The organism is Tolypothrix sp. PCC 7712 (assembly GCF_025860405.1).
GTDB classification, from domain to species: domain Bacteria; phylum Cyanobacteriota; class Cyanobacteriia; order Cyanobacteriales; family Nostocaceae; genus Aulosira; species Aulosira diplosiphon.
Window position 1 is genome coordinate 1105603 of sequence record NZ_CP063785.1, and the last position, 17499, is coordinate 1123101.

Annotated in this window: 18 protein-coding genes; 7 read left to right on the forward strand and 11 right to left on the reverse strand. The window is 40.3% G+C overall.

What is annotated here, in order from left to right; translation table 11 throughout:
* Position 1: 1 nt before the first annotated feature.
* The 6 genes from HGR01_RS04315 to HGR01_RS04340 form a co-directional block, all read right to left on the reverse strand.
* Positions 2–643 (reverse strand): Uma2 family endonuclease, encoded by a 642-nt coding sequence (locus tag HGR01_RS04315; RefSeq protein ID WP_045872629.1) that lies wholly within the window; start codon positions 641–643, stop codon positions 2–4.
* Positions 644–899: 256 nt separating this feature from the next.
* Complete coding sequence (locus HGR01_RS04320; RefSeq protein WP_045872628.1) at positions 900–1184, reverse strand: hypothetical protein; 285 nt, start codon at positions 1182–1184, stop codon at positions 900–902.
* Positions 1174–1470 (reverse strand): BrnT family toxin, encoded by a 297-nt coding sequence (locus tag HGR01_RS04325; protein WP_045872627.1) that lies wholly within the window; start codon positions 1468–1470, stop codon positions 1174–1176. The genes HGR01_RS04320 and HGR01_RS04325 overlap by 11 nt, the downstream gene beginning before the upstream one ends.
* A gap of 216 nt (positions 1471–1686) precedes the next feature.
* The gene (locus HGR01_RS04330) at positions 1687–4377 is read right to left on the reverse strand and encodes an AAA family ATPase (protein ID WP_045872626.1); all 2691 of its coding nucleotides are present in this window, start codon (positions 4375–4377) and stop codon (positions 1687–1689) included.
* Between the two features lie 199 nt (positions 4378–4576).
* A complete protein-coding gene (gene typA, locus HGR01_RS04335; protein WP_045872735.1) occupies positions 4577–6367 on the reverse strand; it encodes a translational GTPase TypA in 1791 nt (596 codons plus the stop codon).
* Between the two features lie 243 nt (positions 6368–6610).
* The gene (locus tag HGR01_RS04340) at positions 6611–6733 is read right to left on the reverse strand and encodes a hypothetical protein (RefSeq protein WP_264265474.1); all 123 of its coding nucleotides are present in this window, start codon (positions 6731–6733) and stop codon (positions 6611–6613) included.
* Between the two features lie 102 nt (positions 6734–6835).
* Here HGR01_RS04340 and HGR01_RS04345 point away from each other — a divergent pair, with 102 nt between their 5' ends.
* A complete protein-coding gene (locus HGR01_RS04345; protein ID WP_045872625.1) occupies positions 6836–7990 on the forward strand; it encodes a DNA cytosine methyltransferase in 1155 nt (384 codons plus the stop codon).
* On the opposite strand, the gene HGR01_RS04350 is transcribed toward HGR01_RS04345, so the two are convergent.
* Positions 7975–8706: a hypothetical protein gene (locus HGR01_RS04350; protein WP_045872624.1), complete on the reverse strand. Its 732-nt coding sequence runs from the start codon at positions 8704–8706 to the stop codon at positions 7975–7977. The two genes, HGR01_RS04345 and HGR01_RS04350, sit on opposite strands and share 16 nt — an antisense overlap.
* Positions 8696–8935, reverse strand: a complete 240-nt coding sequence (locus HGR01_RS04355) for a helix-turn-helix domain-containing protein (RefSeq protein WP_045872623.1) — start codon at positions 8933–8935, stop codon at positions 8696–8698. The genes HGR01_RS04350 and HGR01_RS04355 overlap by 11 nt, the downstream gene beginning before the upstream one ends.
* A gap of 185 nt (positions 8936–9120) precedes the next feature.
* Between HGR01_RS04355 and HGR01_RS04360 the strand changes: the two genes are divergently transcribed.
* Entirely contained in the window at positions 9121–9684 is a 564-nt protein-coding gene (locus tag HGR01_RS04360) for an HD domain-containing protein (protein WP_045872622.1), read from the forward strand.
* Between the two features lie 105 nt (positions 9685–9789).
* Here the strand turns inward: HGR01_RS04360 and HGR01_RS04365 are convergent, their stop codons facing one another.
* On the reverse strand, positions 9790–10809 hold the full coding sequence (locus tag HGR01_RS04365; RefSeq protein ID WP_045872621.1) for a ribose-phosphate pyrophosphokinase: 1020 nt from the start codon (positions 10807–10809) through the stop codon (positions 9790–9792).
* Between the two features lie 803 nt (positions 10810–11612).
* Here HGR01_RS04365 and HGR01_RS04370 point away from each other — a divergent pair.
* The 3 genes from HGR01_RS04370 to HGR01_RS04380 all read left to right on the forward strand — a co-directional run bounded on the left by HGR01_RS04370 (position 11613) and on the right by HGR01_RS04380 (position 15522).
* Positions 11613–13346, forward strand: coding sequence for a serine/threonine-protein kinase (locus HGR01_RS04370; protein WP_045872620.1), 1734 nt, complete (start codon positions 11613–11615; stop codon positions 13344–13346).
* 143 nt (positions 13347–13489) lie between these two features.
* Positions 13490–14167 carry a dethiobiotin synthase gene (bioD, locus tag HGR01_RS04375; RefSeq protein ID WP_045872734.1) on the forward strand — a complete coding sequence of 226 codons (678 nt, stop codon included), beginning with the start codon at positions 13490–13492 and terminating at the stop codon, positions 14165–14167.
* A gap of 137 nt (positions 14168–14304) precedes the next feature.
* The gene (locus HGR01_RS04380) at positions 14305–15522 is read left to right on the forward strand and encodes a M20 family metallopeptidase (RefSeq protein WP_045872619.1); all 1218 of its coding nucleotides are present in this window, start codon (positions 14305–14307) and stop codon (positions 15520–15522) included.
* Here the strand turns inward: HGR01_RS04380 and HGR01_RS04385 are convergent.
* On the reverse strand, positions 15519–15650 hold the full coding sequence (locus tag HGR01_RS04385) for a hypothetical protein (protein WP_255325287.1): 132 nt from the start codon (positions 15648–15650) through the stop codon (positions 15519–15521). The genes HGR01_RS04380 and HGR01_RS04385 overlap by 4 nt on opposite strands.
* 103 nt (positions 15651–15753) lie before the next feature.
* On the opposite strand from HGR01_RS04385, the gene HGR01_RS04390 reads away from it, so the two are divergent.
* Both HGR01_RS04390 and HGR01_RS04395 read left to right on the forward strand, forming a co-directional pair.
* The gene (locus HGR01_RS04390; protein ID WP_045872618.1) at positions 15754–16074 is read left to right on the forward strand and encodes a DUF433 domain-containing protein; all 321 of its coding nucleotides are present in this window, start codon (positions 15754–15756) and stop codon (positions 16072–16074) included.
* Positions 16064–16399, forward strand: coding sequence for a DUF5615 family PIN-like protein (locus HGR01_RS04395; protein ID WP_045872617.1), 336 nt, complete (start codon positions 16064–16066; stop codon positions 16397–16399). Before HGR01_RS04390 ends, HGR01_RS04395 begins: the two co-directional genes overlap by 11 nt.
* A 198-nt stretch (positions 16400–16597) precedes the next feature.
* Here the strand turns inward: HGR01_RS04395 and HGR01_RS04400 are convergent, their stop codons facing one another.
* Positions 16598–17392, reverse strand: coding sequence for a Tab2/Atab2 family RNA-binding protein (locus tag HGR01_RS04400; protein ID WP_045872616.1), 795 nt, complete (start codon positions 17390–17392; stop codon positions 16598–16600).
* Between the last annotated feature and the right edge of the window lie 107 nt (positions 17393–17499).

The window sequence follows — 17499 nt, forward strand, 5'->3', positions numbered from 1 at the left end:
ATTAAGATAAATGCTGTTTTACCCAACTCCGAAAAGCTTTAAGCGTTGCATTTCTACCTGCGGTTTTACTGTTTTCCAGATATTGGGGAATTACTGCAATCAAAGGCAAATGCGGAAAATTTAAACTTGACTGAGACTCTACATAATTTCCATTTTGTAAAAGATTAATTTTCAATATACCTTTTTCAAACCGCCACAGTTCTGGCACTTTTAAAGCTTGATAGATATTTGGATGAGTACGAGAAGTAATATCAATTTCTAAAGCTAAATCGGGTGGTGGATCAATTGTTAAATCTAGTCGCTTTTTGCCACGAATTAAAGCTTCGTTTTTAATATAAAAACATTGATCGGGTTCTATACCCTGAGCCATCAATTCATTTTTGAATGTGGTAGAGCCAAGACATCTAAATTCAATATCTAATTCTTCTAATAATCCTTTAATTAAATCACTGATAATTTCTTTATCGTCTTCATGTTCTGGCAATGGAGCCATAATTTCTAATATTCCCCTGTCATAAGCAATTCGCGCTGCACGATGTTCGCCCAACTCTTCAATAATTGTTTCTAATTCTTGCCAAGTAACATCTTGCAATAATACTCTTTGCCCTGGTGGAAGATGGATGCGCTTTAACTCCAATAACATCTTTCTAGCTCCTTGCAGTTCAAAGACTTCTACTCCAACTCATAAATTTTCTGACTACATAAACAGCGATAATCAGATTCTCTCAAATTGACTGGGAAAAATGCGATCGCAGATTAATTACGCCCCCGTGATACAGTATATTTGCAGGAAAAATAGAAGGCGATCGCTTTGTGTAAGAATCCCTGCTGAGTAGCGAGAGATTAGTCATTGACTCAAGAATTTGACTAAATTTACAGCCAGGGCGATCGCAATTGCACTATTTTTGAGTAACTTCAGTGAGGGCTTCATGGATAACCTCATCGCTAACACCGTGACGCTTCAAGCTAGCAATCAGTGCTGAGATAGTATCCCCCTCCAGTCGTTCCAGATCAACTCTTAGCCCTTGCCCAATATAGGCACGCACTAACGGCTGATAGCCAGAAAATCCCAGTAATGGCGCTATTCTTTTCAAATCTTCAATGACATCTTCGGGAATACGAATTGTGATTGTAGTCATTGGACGATTTTTATTGAGTCGCTTTTTCAGTGCTTCAGCTTTCATAATATTCTCGCTCCTTGCGTGTAGCTTTACGAGCTGAAATGATCCGAATTATGTCGTTTTCACGTTCAATGTAGACGACATACAGAAGATTCCATCGTCTGTCTAAGCCAATAACAGCATCTCTTTCTTCATCATTACGACTTGCATCAACAACTACTAAAAACGGATCGAAAAATGCCTCTGTGGCTTGCTGAAATGTCACGCCATCATGATTGCTGGGATTTATCCAAGCTTTTTCTTCGTTCCAAACGAAAGTGACACCATTAAGCACGAAATACACATCCATACCTCAAAGTTTAGGCAAAGTGTATTTACATTGTCAATACGTTTTATGAAACAGAGATATTTCTGTAAGGGCAATGTCTACGACGGGCTACGCCTACGCACTGTAAATCTCTGCTATGATATTGCGATCGCAATGTCACGAATAGTAATGATAATTGCCCTTTCAGTCCTCTTGATTTTGAACAGAATCCTGATATGAAATTTTCAGACTTGTATATTACTGGCGTGGGTTAGACTTCCTTCTTTTATTAGAATTTGCAGAATTATCAGAAACTTCAGCAGTTTTTAACTCAGATACGGTAGTTACTTGCTCATTAACTAATTGTGCTTGCCCATCTAGAACAAGTTTATCTGTTTGTATCTCTTCAATAACTTCTTCAGAAATAGCTGACTTCTCTGCTTGAGCCTCATCGAGAGTTTCTTCTTGACTAGCTAAGAGTCCTGCATACTTAATTCTTTCTAAGCCGACTTGAAATCCAATATAGTCGTCAATTGTTTTACTCATGTCAATATCAAGCTTGTAATCACGACGTAAATTCTGGATTGCGTTCTTGATTAGTTCAATTTCTTTGATTGACTCATTTTCTATATTACTCTCTAAAATGCTCCCCATATCATCAAGCAACCTAACACCATGCTCACGTCTTGCAGAAATAGGGTGAAGTGCAATAAAGTCTTTCTTTAAACGTTCTATTTTTTGCGATACTCTTTCATTTGTTAATCTCTGCTGGGCAATACGCTGCATAAAATTTAATTTTTTAAACAAGGTTTTGAAGTTATGTTCAAAAATTTGAAGTGCATCGAGTTCATTTTTGTTCAACCTATCTTTTTTCTTTGACCACTCATTCACTACACGAATAACATTTCTAGCAAAGCCAGCTTTACTAATTTCCAAGTCTTTTTCAGGAAAGTCTTTTAGAGTTTCTTCTATAGCATCAAGAATAGTTTGACCAGCAATCTTAGTTGATAATAAATCTTCATTTAGGAATACAAGTTCGTTTTCATCTACTTTAAGAAACTCTTGTAAATAAAGCTTTGTTGCGTGAATGCAAATTGGCAAAGGAATAATATCTTCTATTTCAAGATTTGCTGTTGCATTGTCAGCTACCAAGCAGAATTCTTCTTTAAGATCAGCAAGTTGAAGAATAAATTTTTCTTTAAGTAAAGGTCTTCTATGTTGACCTCCTCTACCTAATAATTGCTTTTTAGCATCATTACCACTCTGATCGCTGTCCAATAGGACAATAACTGCGATTTGCTCTACATGTCTTCCACAAGCTAGATAGACCATATAGGGAATTTGTGTAGCGCCTCCTGAATCAACAATCGTGATTTGGTTTAAATCTAAAGTTTCTAAACTAGATACACCATTAGCTCGAAGATGCGTTGCTGCTCCTGCAATAAGAATTTGATCGCCAATACCTTCAACCATCAAATTACAATTACCAATGAAAACTGTTTCACCGATATGAGGACCAATCGAAGACCTGAGAGGTTCATAACGATGTTGTGCAAAATCTTTGACTACCCTTGTTCCTTCATCCTCATTTCCCTTCTGTAAGACTCGAATACGCTCGGAATGGTTCTTATCAATTAAAAAAGGAGAGTGAGTTACGTAAACTACTTGAATTGGATGATTTAAATGTGAGCCAGGTTGTGGATTGGCGAAGAGATCAAATACTTTAAGTAAGTCTTGTTGAGCTTGACTAGACAGGTAAGCGTCTGGCTCATCCATCAACAATATTTCAGTTTTATTTGGATTGGGTTCATGAGATCGGTACTCTATGTAATAGCTGAGAAAATATCGTAATCCTTGACTTCGTTCATCAAATGAATATTCAGTTCCTGTCCTATCTGTTATTGTAAAAACTAAGTCATAGTCTCTTGCCATAACTTTTAGACTAAAGTTGCGATCTTGAATCCAATAGCTGGGAAAGTTTAAATTAATAGCTAATCGATGATTAATATCCTTAATGATTCCATTTGCATAACCTTGTAATCCATCTTTAATTGCCTTAGTCAAATCAATTAAAGAATTGATATCAACCTGGGCAATTTTACAGATTAGTTTGTAAGCTAAATTGAATTCTTTTTCTCTTCTTTCCTTCTCTTTTTCACTAAAAATTACTTCATCTAGCGCGGATATAATTGACTTGATTGATGTAGTTGCTTCACGATCAAGCTCTTCCCTATTTTCATTACCAAAAACGCGAATTTTAGTAATCAATTGTGGATTATTACTAAAAACATCCAGTTCATCTACTATTTTATTTCTTTGTTCTCGATCCAGAAGTTCAAATTTTCTACCACCCGAATAATTCTCTTGACCTAACTGAACTAATTTTTTAATGGGAACGCTTGAAGGAAGCGCGACATTAGACTCAACTCTAAACGTTATGGGAAGTAGTTTGTGTAACTCAATAACCTGTTTTTCATTAATTGGGTATGGTATGTATTCTCCTTTTTCAGTCAAATATATCGTTAAATTATCAACATTGTTGCGGAATATGAAAAATTTATCTAGACTAGAATTCCTATGAATCCCCGGAATAATTTTTCTTAATTCGTCCTGTTCAGGCTTAGAGAGTCCAGCCCATTCAGTACCAAAATCAGGATATTTTAATTCATTCTGTTTGACAGTGAAAAAAGGAGAATAACGACAGAAATCACTCCGTTCAATATTTTTGCCGGATATAGCCTTTTCAATAGCACTTAATAAATGAGACTTTCCAGATTCATTTGCACCAACAATTGTTGTAATTTTGGGTTCGATGCTAACTTCAATGTATGGGTAGAAAGTAGTGCCTATCAGTTCCCAAGGTTTAGGTTTTACTCTGTCATTATGCTTCCTCAGGAAGTCGTCATTAAATGATTTATAGAAGCGGATGAAGACTGTCTTGAGATGCATAGGGTAAAATATGATACTATAATTCTGCTATTTGCGTAGCTTTTTTATTTATAGCAGTAATTTGTGAGACATGTCATTACGCAGCCAAAAACAACTCAATAGATTCAGTCTGCTTCATCACGCATCGGATCAAATTTAAATAACAAAATAAAAAGCCCACTGATGTGGGCTTTCTAAATCAATTAAGTTATACCTTTACTTAGCGTTTCACCAACTTCTTCGACATCTTCCGCAGACGAATTGATTTAGGAGTAACTTCCACCAATTCATCAGGGCCAATGTATTCCAAAGCCCGTTCTAAACTCATGTCTATCGGTGCTTGCAGCTGCACTAGTTCATCACCACCAGCAGCCCGGTGGTTGGTCAACTGCTTGGTTTTACAAACATTCAGTTCTAAGTCTTGGGGACGATTGTGTTCTCCCACAATCATACCTCTGTAAACTTTAGTACCTGGTGTAATAAAGAATGCGCCTCTATCTTCCGCGTTCTTCATGGCGTAGAAGGTAGAAACACCTTCTTCAAAGGAGATTAAAACGCCTTTGTTACGAGCCTCAATATCGCCAGACAATGGACGGTAATCCAAGAAGCTGTGGTTCATGATGCCTTCACCACGAGTCATCCGCATGAATTCACCGCGGAAACCAATCAATCCCCGTGCAGGAATGACAAACTCTAGTTGAGTGCGATCGCCACTACCTGGTTGCATATCTTGCATTTCGCCTTTGCGTTGTCCCAGGCGTTCAATACAGCTACCCACCGCATCACCAGGAATATCTAACACCAGGAGTTCGTAAGGTTCACAAGGTTGACCGCTGACTTCGCGGTAAATTACCTGTGGCTGAGATACTTGAAACTCAAAGCCTTCGCGACGCATGGTTTCAATTAAGATACCCAGGTGAAGTTCACCACGACCGGAAACGAGGAATTTATCGGGAGAATCGGTTTCTTCAACCCGCAAAGCCACGTTGGTTTCCAATTCGCGGAACAGGCGATCGCGCACTTGGCGTGAAGTCACTAACTTTCCTTCTTGACCTGCAAAGGGCGAATCATTTACCCAGAAGGTCATTTGTAAGGTTGGTTCATCCACTTTAATCAGTGGTAAAGCTTGCGGTTCATTGGGATCTGTAATTGTTTCCCCAATGTAAGCATCAGCGAAACCAGCTACCGCCACAATATAACCTGCGGTAGCTTCTTCCATTTCCACCCGTTTCAAGCCTTCAAAGCCCATCAACTTGGTGATTTTTGACTTGACAATTGCGCCACTTTCTGTAATTAGAGCCGCTTGTTGTCCAGCCCGGATAGTGCCGTTGTGAATTCTGCCAATTACAATCCGTCCTAGGTATTCAGAATAATCTAGGGTTGTGACTTGCAATTGCAGGGGCTTGTTAACGTCGCCAACTGGTGGTGGAACGTGTTGCAGAATTGCATTAAACAGGGGTTGCATATCTACCGCTTCTGCTTCCATGCTTTCTTTGGCATAACCACCCATACCGGAGGCAAACAGATAGGTAAAGTCACACTGGTCTTCATCTGCCCCTAATTCCAAGAACAGATCCAAAACTTTATCAACAGCAATGTGGGGGTCAGCGTTAGTACGGTCAATTTTGTTGATGACAACGATGGGGCGCAGACCTTTTTCTAACGCTTTTTTAAGTACAAAGCGTGTTTGGGGCATTGGCCCTTCATTGGCATCGACAATTAAAAGACATCCGTCAACCATGCCCAGTACGCGTTCAACTTCACCACCGAAGTCAGCGTGTCCAGGAGTATCAACAATATTGATTAGCGTCTCTTTGTAGCGAACCGCTGTATTTTTAGAGAGGATTGTAATCCCCCGTTCTCGTTCCAAGGCATTGGAGTCCATGACGCAATCCGGAACGTCTTCCCCTTCGCGGAAAATGCCGGATTGTTTAAGGAGTGCATCAACCAGGGTGGTTTTGCCGTGGTCAACGTGGGCAATAATGGCGACGTTACGAATTGGGAGCGTCATAGAAGCTTTACTGTGAACTGTAGAGGGGATTGTTAGGTGTACATTTCGATGCGAGGATTCTAGTACCGCTGGGCGGAAATCAAAAGAAGCCACTGCTTGCAGCAATTGGCATTCAAAAGTCAAAAGGGGCCAGTGCGTTGCTTTGATTCCAAAGTTTTAGCAACTGGCGTTCAAAATTCAAAAAGCTTATAGCATAGGCTTTTCGCGGGTTTTGAATGGTTGCTTTAGTTGCGCCTTGCTGTACTAGGCTGTTTTAACAGAATTGAGGATGAAGTTCAAATTCTGTAAAGAACCTTTAACAATTCTAGCGTAATCGTCACAATTGCGGCGACTTTTGCGATCGCAAATCTTGTCTACAGTAAGCACGCTAGAGTTTTTGTCAAAACAAGGGTAGGGCGAGCCAAAGGATCACTAAGTCCGGCGAGGAAGTTGGTTGACGAGATTTTATGAGTACTATAGTATTCAAGAATGACGCGTAAAATTATTGACTTATTTGCTGGTGCAGGTGGCTTAACTACAGGATTTCACATGGCGGGCTTTGAATCTCTATGTGCAATTGATATAGATGCAAAAGCCTTGGCGACCTATAAGCACAATTACCCAAACACGAAAATCATTCATCAAGATATACGCCAGGTTAATCCTTCAGACTTACGATTAGCTTTAGGTTTACAACCAGAAGAACTAACAGCATTAATTGGCGGCCCCCCATGTCAAGGATTCTCCAGAAATATTCCTGCTGGCGATCGCTATCTCAATGATTCTCGTAACCAGATGTATCAGACGTTTTTGGATTTTGTACAGGAGTTCAGACCCTTGTACGTTGTCATGGAGAATGTACCCGAAATTTTAAAGGCTTACAACGGCGTAATTAGTGAAGAAATCACAAAAAACCTGAAATCCTTGGGCTACAAAGTTGTATCTTCTGCTTTAAATGCTGCATATTATGGGGTACCCCAAACCAGATCCAGAGCTTTTTTTCTAGCTAGCTTAGATCACTCTCTTAATTTTCCCGAACCAACCCATTTTGGTGATATTAAGAGCGACTATAGGTCTAGAAAGTCTAGTAGACAACTTAATTTTTTACAAGCAAATATTTCTGAAATTGTGACAGTCAGAGATGCGATTGGAGACTTACCGCCCATAAATGCAGGACAAGTCTACGATGCTGAGATTTATCCTTCTGAGCCAAAAACGACGTACCAAGCAATGATGCGTAGTCAAAGCATGAAAATTGTGAATCATATTGCGCGTGCTTTGAGTCCAATTCAAATGTCGAGAGCACGTGTTCTGTGTGAAGGACAAGACGCTAGAGACTTACCTCCTGAGTTAGCGCCTAAAAAACACTATAGTGGTGCATATGGAAGGCTGTACTGGGATAAGCCAGCTAGAACTATTACAAGATGGGTCTTTCATCCAGGATCGGGTCGGTTTTTTCATCCTACTCAGGATCGGACAATTACAATCCGTGAAGCTGCAAGATTACACTCATATCCAGATAGTTTTCACTTTTTGGGAACATATACGGATATGGCTTCACAAATTGGTGAATCTGTACCCCCACTTCTAGGTAAAGCTATAGCTTCATCTATTCTTCAGGCTAACCTTCAATCATGTTGCTGATTAATTTGCTCTTGTAATGCGGAAAGAACTGTATTTACATATCGATCAAGTGTCAGACGATTTCTTTCTACGGTAATCCGAACGGCCTGCGAAGGAATAGTTCTAGCTCTAAAAAGTTGTTTTTGATTTTTGTACCAAACCAACTCTACTTTATCTGCAATTTTTCCTTGTAGTCCTACTCCTGCACCCTTAGTAATTCTATCCACTGTCCAAGACCAAGAAAACATCTTCGGATCTAGGGGATTGAGTGGAAATTCGCAATAAATATACTCATATCCCTGGATAGTTTTTAGTAATATACTTTCATAGCTATTGACAACATTCTGTGCCGTTTGGCTAGAAAGAATTTTTTCGTTCCAATGTTGAATTATGGCTGCGCCTAGTTCATCAGGTGAGGACTGCTCAGTCAGACCTGGAAAACCAAGTTGAATAGACTTCTTGATAATATCTGCTCGTTGAATAACAAACAAAAATACACTACCCAGCTTCAGACTATTTAGTTGAAGAGATTTCAGCGACCAACCAGTTTTAGTCACAATGTCAACAGCATCATAAAGAAGCTTACTACGTCCCAATGCCGGATCGGATAATGGAATATCTTTAACGTAATGAAAAATAGCTTCCCATGTATAATCTTCTATCGAACCAATAACTGGTGATGCGATTGTGGCAATAATAGCTTGCCTTAATCTTTCAACTTCATTGTCAATCAGCACTTAAAGATTCCTCTACAGCTTGCAAAAATTCACTCATAGTCATACCTAAAGCATGGGTAATATGACTGAGTACTCTCACAGATGGGCTTTTTAAACCTCGCTCTAGCTGGCTAATGTAAGTCCTGTGCAGACCTGTAACTTCTGCAAGATACTCCTGTGACCAACCTTTTTGTGTACGATGACGCTGTAGTTCTAGTCCTAAAATTTGATCTAGTTTGCTGGGTTGCATGATAGACAAAGATTAGTATCTTGAATACAAAAGTTCTACAGACTAAAGTATTCAAGCTATTTTATAGATAATGAGTACGATCGCTGTTTTAGAGGAAGTCTGTCTATGTTCTTCACAGACTTTAGCGCAGGCGATCGCCTAATTTTTCAGCTACAGTGCGATCAATATAAACTGTTTCAAATACAATGCTTTCCGAACGCTTTACAGCCGCCCTTGTCTACGCCACTGAACTGCACGCCAAACAAGTACGTAAAGGTTCTGGTGTTCCCTATATTGCCCATCTATTAGGCGTAGCCAGTATTGCTTTAGAATATGGTGCAAATGAAGATGAAGCCATAGCAGCGCTTTTACATGATGCTGTAGAAGACCAAGGTGGTGCAGCTACTAGGGAAGAAATTCGCCACCGTTTTGGAGATAATGTGACAGCAATTGTCGATGGCTGCACCGATGCGGATACTATTCCCAAACCGCCTTGGCGACAACGCAAAGAAGCATATATTGCTCATTTACCTACAGCATCGCCATCAGTTTTGCTGGTGTCAGCTGCTGATAAAATCTACAACGCTCAGTCTATTGTCAAAGATTACCGCATCTTAGGTGAATCACTTTGGCAACGGTTTCAAGGTGGTAAAGAAGGTACTCTTTGGTATTATCAAACCCTTGTGGATACTTTTAAGAATACTGGGCCTACGGCAATGGCTGAAGAATTAGCAAGAGTAGTGCTAGAGATGGTAGCTTTGGCATCTTAAAAAAAATGAAGGCTGAAGGATGAAGCAAGAAAATTTCCTACTTCATACTTCATTCTTCACAATTAGTTAACCAAAACTGTAACAGAGGTGACAGTCATTTTTTGCCTAGCGGAACATACTACTTACTGAACTATCTTCGTGAATCCGCCAGATGGTTTCACCGAGTACATTAGCCACTGAAAGCACTACCAGCTGTGGAAAGCGATCGCTTTCTGGAATGGGGATAGTATTGGTGATAATCACTTCCTCAAATACGCCACTAGACAACCGCTCAATCGCAGGTGGAGAGAACACAGCATGAGTTGCACAGGCATATACCTGACGCGCCCCTTCTTCTCGCAGCAACTTAGCCCCAGCTGCAATTGTGCCACCAGTGTCAATCATATCGTCTACCAACACTGCTGTTTTCCCCTTCACGTCACCGATGACGTTTAAAACTTCGGCAACATTATGAGCTTGGCGACGTTTATCAATAATCGCTAATGGAGCATCGTTTAGCTTTTTGGCAAATGCTCTTGCTCTTGCTACACCACCAACATCCGGGGAAACTACTACCAAATCATGCAGTTGTTTGCTGGCCAGGTAATCTATTAATACTGGCGAACCGTAAACATGATCGAATGGTATGTCGAAATACCCTTGGATTTGGGCTGAGTGTAAATCCATTGCCAGAACACGGTTGGCACCTGCTTGAGTGATCAGGTTGGCAACCAACTTTGCAGTGATGGACTCTCTTCCTGCAGTTTTCCGGTCAGCACGGGCATAGCCATAGTAAGGAATTACTGCTGTTACCTGCCGTGCAGAAGCACGACGACAGGCATCAATCATAATCATTAATTCCATTAAATGATCGTTAACCGGCTGACAACATGGCTGGATAAGATAGACATCACAACCCCGGATTGATTCCTGAATTTGAATATAAAGTTCGCCGTCCGCAAATCTTTTACGGATCATTGGGCCTAGATCCATACCTAGGTAACGAGCGACTTCAGTAGACAGTTGTAAATTGGCAGAGCCAGAAAAAAGCCGCAGGCGATGATTTTCAGTCAGTCCTGTTGCAACTGGCTGCACTTTGGATAAAGTTGCAGAACTGAGCACAGCAGATCCTCGATGTGCATTCATGGCAATCTTAACATCAGCAATTTAGCAAATTTAACCGAAATAGTGTAAAAAAATATCTGCAAAGTTAAATCATTGCTCCCAAAAATTATGATTTGCTAATTTTTAAATAACTTTAGTTAACAAACCATTGATAGCTTAACTGAATACCCTGTATATTAACTAGGCCCATTATTCGGATTTTTTGCTGTGTAGAATAAAAACACCAGCTTTCCGAGCATGGTTTAGGGGATCGCTGCTTATACGCAGCTATTTTTGTGCCTAAAATAAAGTTTTTACATTTCAGGGAAATGACAACGGGGTATTCTCTAGTCAAAGGCTGGTCAATTCTCAAGGAGCAGCAAGATATTCTATAATCCTATCTGCAAATTTATCAACTGGTAGAGTTGAGCATTTTTAAAATTTTAATTTTGGCAATATTTTCCACAAAGCTGATTCATCTATGGGTTGACGAAGCTGAATGCTGAGTGCTGCTATCTGCTTAACACTTAGGTACTGAGAACAAAGTGTCAAAATAAAGTTGAGCCAGCTTTCATCAGGCTGACTTTGCACCCAATAATACGCAAGTTCTAACCTTACCAGAAAGCGCAGATAACAACAATTACTTATTTTCTAATGCTAATCAGCCTAGAGAAAATTTTGCGGATGGGCAAACTTTGGTAAAAATGCACAAAGCACAGTCCGGCTATTATAAGTACCGACAAGGTAGGGTAGAATATCGCCGCAAGTAATTGTTGTCACTGCTTAGACCTAATCTTTGGTAGAGACTTTATTCTCAGTTGCCATAACACTTAAATTAATCAATTATGCAACCACCCATTACAGTTGGTACTGTCCTACAAAACCGTTACCGGATTATTCAAATTCTCGGACAAGGGGGATTTGGCAGAACCTATCTAGCGGAAGACCAGAGGCGTTTTAATGAACTGTGCGCCATTAAGGAATTGATTCCGACAACAACCGGAACTTCGGTTTGGGAGAAAACGCAAGAACTGTTCCACCGAGAAGCGGCAATTTTGTATCAAATTGAGCATCCGCAAGTACCGAAATTCCGAGAAAGGTTTGAAGAAGACCAGCGTTTATTTTTGGTAGAAGATTACGTTGCTGGCAAGACTTACCGCGCTATCCTGTCGGAACGTCAAGCTGTTAGTCAGACATTAACAGAAAAAGAAGTTTTACAGATGCTGCGCTCTTTGTTACCTGTGTTAGCGCATATTCATAGTCGGGGAATTATTCACCGGGATATATCACCAGAAAATATTATTTTACGTGATAGTGATGGTCAGCCAGTGTTAATTGACTTTGGGGTAGTTAAAGAATTAGCAACGCGATTGCAATCTCCCAATAGTACCGCACCAGTTACCACCGTGGGAAAATTAGGTTATTCTCCCAGTGAGCAAATGCAAACAGGTCAAGCTTACCCTAATAGTGATTTATATGCGCTTGCCGTCACAGCGATTGTTTTGCTAACTGGTAGAGAACCCTCAGAATTATTTGATGAAAATCAACTTACTTGGAATTGGCAACAATGGGCAAAAGTAAATCCCCAATTTGCTCAAGTTTTAAATCGGATGTTAAATTATCGGCCCAGCGATCGCTATCAAAGTGCGGCTGATGTTATCCAAGCATTACAATCTGTAGATCAAGCAAGTGTGACTAATCCTAACGTCACTAACACTAATGCTGTCTCCAATATGCAAACCATCGCAGTTGGAGGTCGTCCGCCTCAGCCAGCACCATCGCCTTCTCCCAACACACCTGCACCTGTAATTCCACCCAGCAATACTAGTTCTGTTTTAGATAATCCTTTAGCAATTGGGGCGATTGGCAGTGCTGTAGTCATCCTAGCAGGATTTGGTTCTTGGGCTTTAGTCAGTTCGATTCGCAGTCGCCCGACTACACAACCAGAAGCACCAGTACAAACTTTCCCTTCACCAGTTGTTTCTGGTGGTACAACATTAACACCCACCCCTACATCTACTAGTACTGAACCTGCTGTAATTAGCAAACGCCTCAATTTAGGAACCACAAATACAACTACAGTAGAAGATACTTTAGAGGAAAATCAAATAGTTCAGTATACTTTTTTTGGACGCAAAGGTGCAAAATTAACTACTGCTATTGCTCAAGGAACTGGTATTGTTTTATCAGTTTTAGATGCCAATAAACAACCAATTGATAATACTGCTAATCAAGTACAATCCTATGATGGTGTATTGTCTGTAAGCGGTAGATATACTATTCAACTAAATTTAGTTCCTGGTGTGGCTGAAAGTAATTATAGTCTCAATGTGGCATTACAAAGGTTAACTAGAGAAACACCCACACCTATAATTACTCCTACGCAAACGCCCATAGAAACTCCTACAGAAGCTCCTATAATCACTCCTACGCCAACTGTCACAGAAACCCCTACAGAAGCTCCTATAATTACTCCTACACCAACTGCCACAGAAACTCCTACAGAAAGTCCAACCTCTCAGGAAGAGCAAAATAACTTACCTAATGATAGAACCTTAAACCCAAACTCTAATCAATAAAAACTTTACTGATCAGGGTTAATTGGTAATGGTTAATTGGTAATAAGAAATTCTCAATTATGGTGAGGTTGTAATGATAATTGTGTGACTGCTGTATTTAGATGAAATTTGCAGTAAATAATACAAAAAGGTAAATGTCAAATATCAACGCACTACTAATTACTGGAACCGATACTGAGGCTGGCAAAACAGTTTTAACAACAGCATTAGCGGCTTATTTGCAAAAATATTTTCCTCAACGCAATTGGGGACTAATGAAACCAATTCAATCGGGAGAAGGCGATCGCGAATGGTATCAAAGGCTGTTTTCCCTTAAGCAAACGGCGGAAGAAATTACACCGTTGTACTTTCAAGCACCTTTAGCGCCTCCCATCGCCGCCGCTAAGGAAAATCGTCAAGTAGATTTAGCTGTAGTTTGGCAAGCTTTCTCTAAAGAGCGATCGCGTCGGGATTTTGTGTTGGTAGAATCTTTGGGGGGTTTAGGCTCACCGATTACAGATGAATTGACAGTGGCAGATTTAGCCGGAGATTGGCATTTACCCACTGTTCTGGTAGTTCCAGTCAGGTTAGGTGCGATCGCGCAAGCAGTGGCTAATGTGGCATTAGCTAGACAAGCAAAAATCAATCTTAAAGGGATTGTGCTCAATTGCGTACAACCCCGTTCTGATGCTGAGATAGCCGACTTAACGCCACCAGAGATGATTCAAACTCTCACCAATATCCCAGTTTTAGGCTGCTTACCTTATCTAGAAAACCTCACCGATTTAGATAAACTAGCTCAAGTAGCCTCAAATTTAAATTTAGAAACACTAAATCTTTGATAACGATACACTGGAAAAATACTCATCAGCTGTCGTAACTCTAACTTGCATTGTTGACTGCTGACGGTTAACTGTTAACAGTCAGCAATCAACGAACCTCATGAGTGATTGTGTAATTTAAAAGCGTAATAGGTATCATGGTTTCTACCTTCCCCAATCCTGGTGCTGTTGACTTATCTCATGTTCGGCTTTCGATCCGTGCATTACAAAATCAACTTGTAGAATGGCGACGGCGGCTACATCAAAAGCCAGAGTTAGGTTTTCAAGAAAAACTCACATCTGAGTTTATCTCCCAGAAGTTACAAGAGTGGGGAATTGAACATCAAACTGGTATTGCTCAAACTGGTATTGTTGCCATCATCAAAGGTAACAAACTTAGCAGTGGTAAAGTTTTGGCAATTCGCGCTGATATGGATGCTTTGCCAATTCAAGAACTGAATCAAGTACCTTATTGTTCGCAACATGATGGCGTAATGCACGCTTGTGGACATGATGGACATACTGCGATCGCACTGGGTACAGCTTACTATCTTCAGCAGCATCGCGATGATTTTGCTGGTACTGTCAAAATTATCTTTCAGCCAGCAGAAGAAGGGCCTGGGGGTGCAAAACCTATGGTGGAAGCCGGGGTACTAAAAAACCCTGATGTCGATGCCATTATTGGGTTACATCTGTGGAATAACTTACCCTTGGGGACAGTCGGTGTCCGGGCTGGGGCGTTAATGGCGGCTGTAGAATTATTCCAATGTACAATTTTAGGCAAAGGTGGACATGGGGCGATACCGCATCAAACTGTAGATTCTATTGTCGTCGCTGCTCAAATTGTCAACGCCTTGCAAACTATTGTGGCGCGGAATGTGAATCCTATTGATTCCGCAGTTGTGACTGTAGGCGCGCTTCATGCTGGTACAGCACACAATGTCATTGCTGACACAGCTAATATGAAAGGCACAGTCCGCTATTTTAACCCGGCTTTTCAAGGATATTTTCACCAGCGAATCGAGCAAATTATTGCGGGTGTATGTCAAAGTCATGGTGCAAGTTACGACTTAGAATATATCTCCCTTTATCCCCCAGTCATTAATGATGCTGGTATGGCAGAATTAGTGCGATCGGTAGCAGCAGAAGTGATAGAAACTCCTGTAGGAATTGTGCCAGAATGCCAAACTATGGGTGGTGAAGATATGTCATTTTTCTTGCAAGAAGTTCCAGGTTGCTATTTCTTTCTAGGTTCTGCTAATCCTGATAAAGATTTAGCCTATCCTCATCATCATCCCCGGTTTGATTTTGATGAAACTGCCTTACCAATGGGTGTGGAAATCTTTATTAGGTGCGTGGAGAAGTTTTTAAATTAGTTAGCTGGAATAGCATATTTAATAAAAGCGATCGCATTAGGCATCGCTTTTTTAATTACAATATAGTCAGGAATAAAAGTAATGAAGAGTGCAACCATCACGACAAAAGGACAAGTGAATATCCGCAAATAAATTAGGGATTACTCAATTTAAATATAGGTAGCAAGGTGGATTTTGTCACAGAAAGCTGAAAGACAAAAAAGCATTTAATTTTTTGGAGTTATAAATACGATGCCTAAGATATCCGTAATCTCAGAACATATTGAAATTAATCCTGGTGTGTGTGGTGGTAAACCGCGTATTGCTGGACACCGAATTAGAGTACAAGATATTGTGATTTTGCACGAAAAGATGGGGCTTTCTCCTGATGAGATTGTTTATCATTATCCTAGTATTACTTTAGCTGATGTCTATGCAGCTTTAGCTTATTACCACGATAATTTGGATGAGATTAGACAAGAAATCGCACAAGGAGAAGCTTTTATTAAAGAAGTAGAGGCTAACACCCCTTCGATTCTGCAACAGAAACTAAAGAATCGAAATGACAGATAAAATTCGCTTCCATTTAGACGAGAGTGTAAGTAATGCTATAGCAGAAGCTTTGCGTCGTCGTGGTATTGATGTGACGACTACACCAGAAACAGGATTAATAGCTGCATCAGATGTAGAACAAATTGCTTTTGCAAGTTCTCAGAATCGGGTAATTTTTACCCATGATGATGACTTTGTAGTGCTTCATCAAAGCGGCATGAGCCACTCAGGAATAACTTACTGTTCACAAAACCGTCGAGCCATTGGAGAAATATTGACAAGTTTGATTTTAATTTGGGAAGTTCTTCAGCCTGAAGATATGAAAAATCAACTTGAATTTCTCTAAAGAATGTAATGAATTTACATTTGAATCAAAGTACTAAGGTAACCCAGGCGATCGCATTTTTATCCACAACAGAAAAGCGATCGCACTTCCGAATTTGTTATTGTATCAACTGCTAATTTATGAAGATTTCAAGCATATTTTGACTCTTGAAAACCTCAGCACAAAGTCTATAATTTCAACGCGTAATCACTGATTCAATTAATCTTCTGCTTGCAACAACCAAAAGCCACTGTAAGTCATCCCGGAATCATCTGGTTGCACTAACAAAAAGTGTAGCCCTTGACTTAGCTGTTGACGCTGTTGATAAGTCTTAGCCGCCGCAGCCACTTCTGCATCTTCAAAGGTAGCCACAATCCATCTATCTGCTAAACCTGCTTCTAATACCAAACCATCGGGCGCACCCGCAATATAATTTAAAGATACTGGGCGTGCTTCGTGTAACCACCTTGCTAAACGCATCGATTGTCTTCCACCATAAATCACGACACCAGGAACTGGTGCTGTGGAAGGTAAGCCGAGATTTAAGGGTTTAAGAAATTCTGGGAAATGGAGAATAGGAATTGGGCGATCGCTAAATGCAGTTTCTACATCACCAGCACTCAGTGTTGCAAAGCGCCATTGTTCTCCCCAAAGGTTTTCTGGTAAAGGTGCAGGTGGTGCTTTATCTATAGCTGTGGAATATTGCTTTTCCTGTAACCATTGTTTTAATGCGAAAGTGCGGCGGGTAGGTTCGACATTAATACCTAAATTACGTCCAGCCGCTTCAATTAAACTTAAAGACTGAGGGCGAAATACTTGGATTATATCTGGCAGTTTTTCACCAGATGCTAATTCAATTTGAGCTGTCAGCCAACTAGAATTTGCTTCTTTTTGGGGACAGGTAGCAACATACTCAAAGCTGCGATTCGCATCACAAATTAACAACTCCCAAAGCACTTGTCCTGTTGTATCTTGCTGTGGACTCCGATAAAAATCAGCTTGCCAAATGTTCATATTAAAAACCTAACTGCTAAGTGCACCAAGAAAGAAACCAGTATTTATTATCGATGTTAATCGGCACTTCAAATTAACAAACCTTGTGGTACAGACATCTAGCCCGC

Bases quoted from the DNA above. Each gene is read 5' to 3' on its own strand.
- HGR01_RS04370 (WP_045872620.1), top strand. From the start codon at position 11,613: ATGCAACCACCCATTACAGTTGGTACTGTCCTACAAAACCGTTACCGG.
- typA (WP_045872735.1), bottom strand. From the start codon at position 6,367: ATGACGCTCCCAATTCGTAACGTCGCCATTATTGCCCACGTTGACCAC.
- HGR01_RS04395 (WP_045872617.1), top strand. From the start codon at position 16,064: ATGACAGATAAAATTCGCTTCCATTTAGACGAGAGTGTAAGTAATGCT.
- HGR01_RS04400 (WP_045872616.1), bottom strand. From the start codon at position 17,392: ATGAACATTTGGCAAGCTGATTTTTATCGGAGTCCACAGCAAGATACA.
- HGR01_RS04365 (WP_045872621.1), bottom strand. From the start codon at position 10,809: ATGAATGCACATCGAGGATCTGCTGTGCTCAGTTCTGCAACTTTATCC.
- HGR01_RS04390 (WP_045872618.1), top strand. From the start codon at position 15,754: ATGCCTAAGATATCCGTAATCTCAGAACATATTGAAATTAATCCTGGT.
- HGR01_RS04315 (WP_045872629.1), bottom strand. From the start codon at position 643: ATGTTATTGGAGTTAAAGCGCATCCATCTTCCACCAGGGCAAAGAGTA.
- HGR01_RS04325 (WP_045872627.1), bottom strand. From the start codon at position 1,470: ATGGATGTGTATTTCGTGCTTAATGGTGTCACTTTCGTTTGGAACGAA.
- HGR01_RS04380 (WP_045872619.1), top strand. From the start codon at position 14,305: ATGGTTTCTACCTTCCCCAATCCTGGTGCTGTTGACTTATCTCATGTT.
- HGR01_RS04355 (WP_045872623.1), bottom strand. From the start codon at position 8,935: ATGCAACCCAGCAAACTAGATCAAATTTTAGGACTAGAACTACAGCGT.
- HGR01_RS04330 (WP_045872626.1), bottom strand. From the start codon at position 4,377: ATGCATCTCAAGACAGTCTTCATCCGCTTCTATAAATCATTTAATGAC.
- HGR01_RS04345 (WP_045872625.1), top strand. From the start codon at position 6,836: ATGACGCGTAAAATTATTGACTTATTTGCTGGTGCAGGTGGCTTAACT.
- HGR01_RS04360 (WP_045872622.1), top strand. From the start codon at position 9,121: ATGCTTTCCGAACGCTTTACAGCCGCCCTTGTCTACGCCACTGAACTG.
- HGR01_RS04320 (WP_045872628.1), bottom strand. From the start codon at position 1,184: ATGAAAGCTGAAGCACTGAAAAAGCGACTCAATAAAAATCGTCCAATG.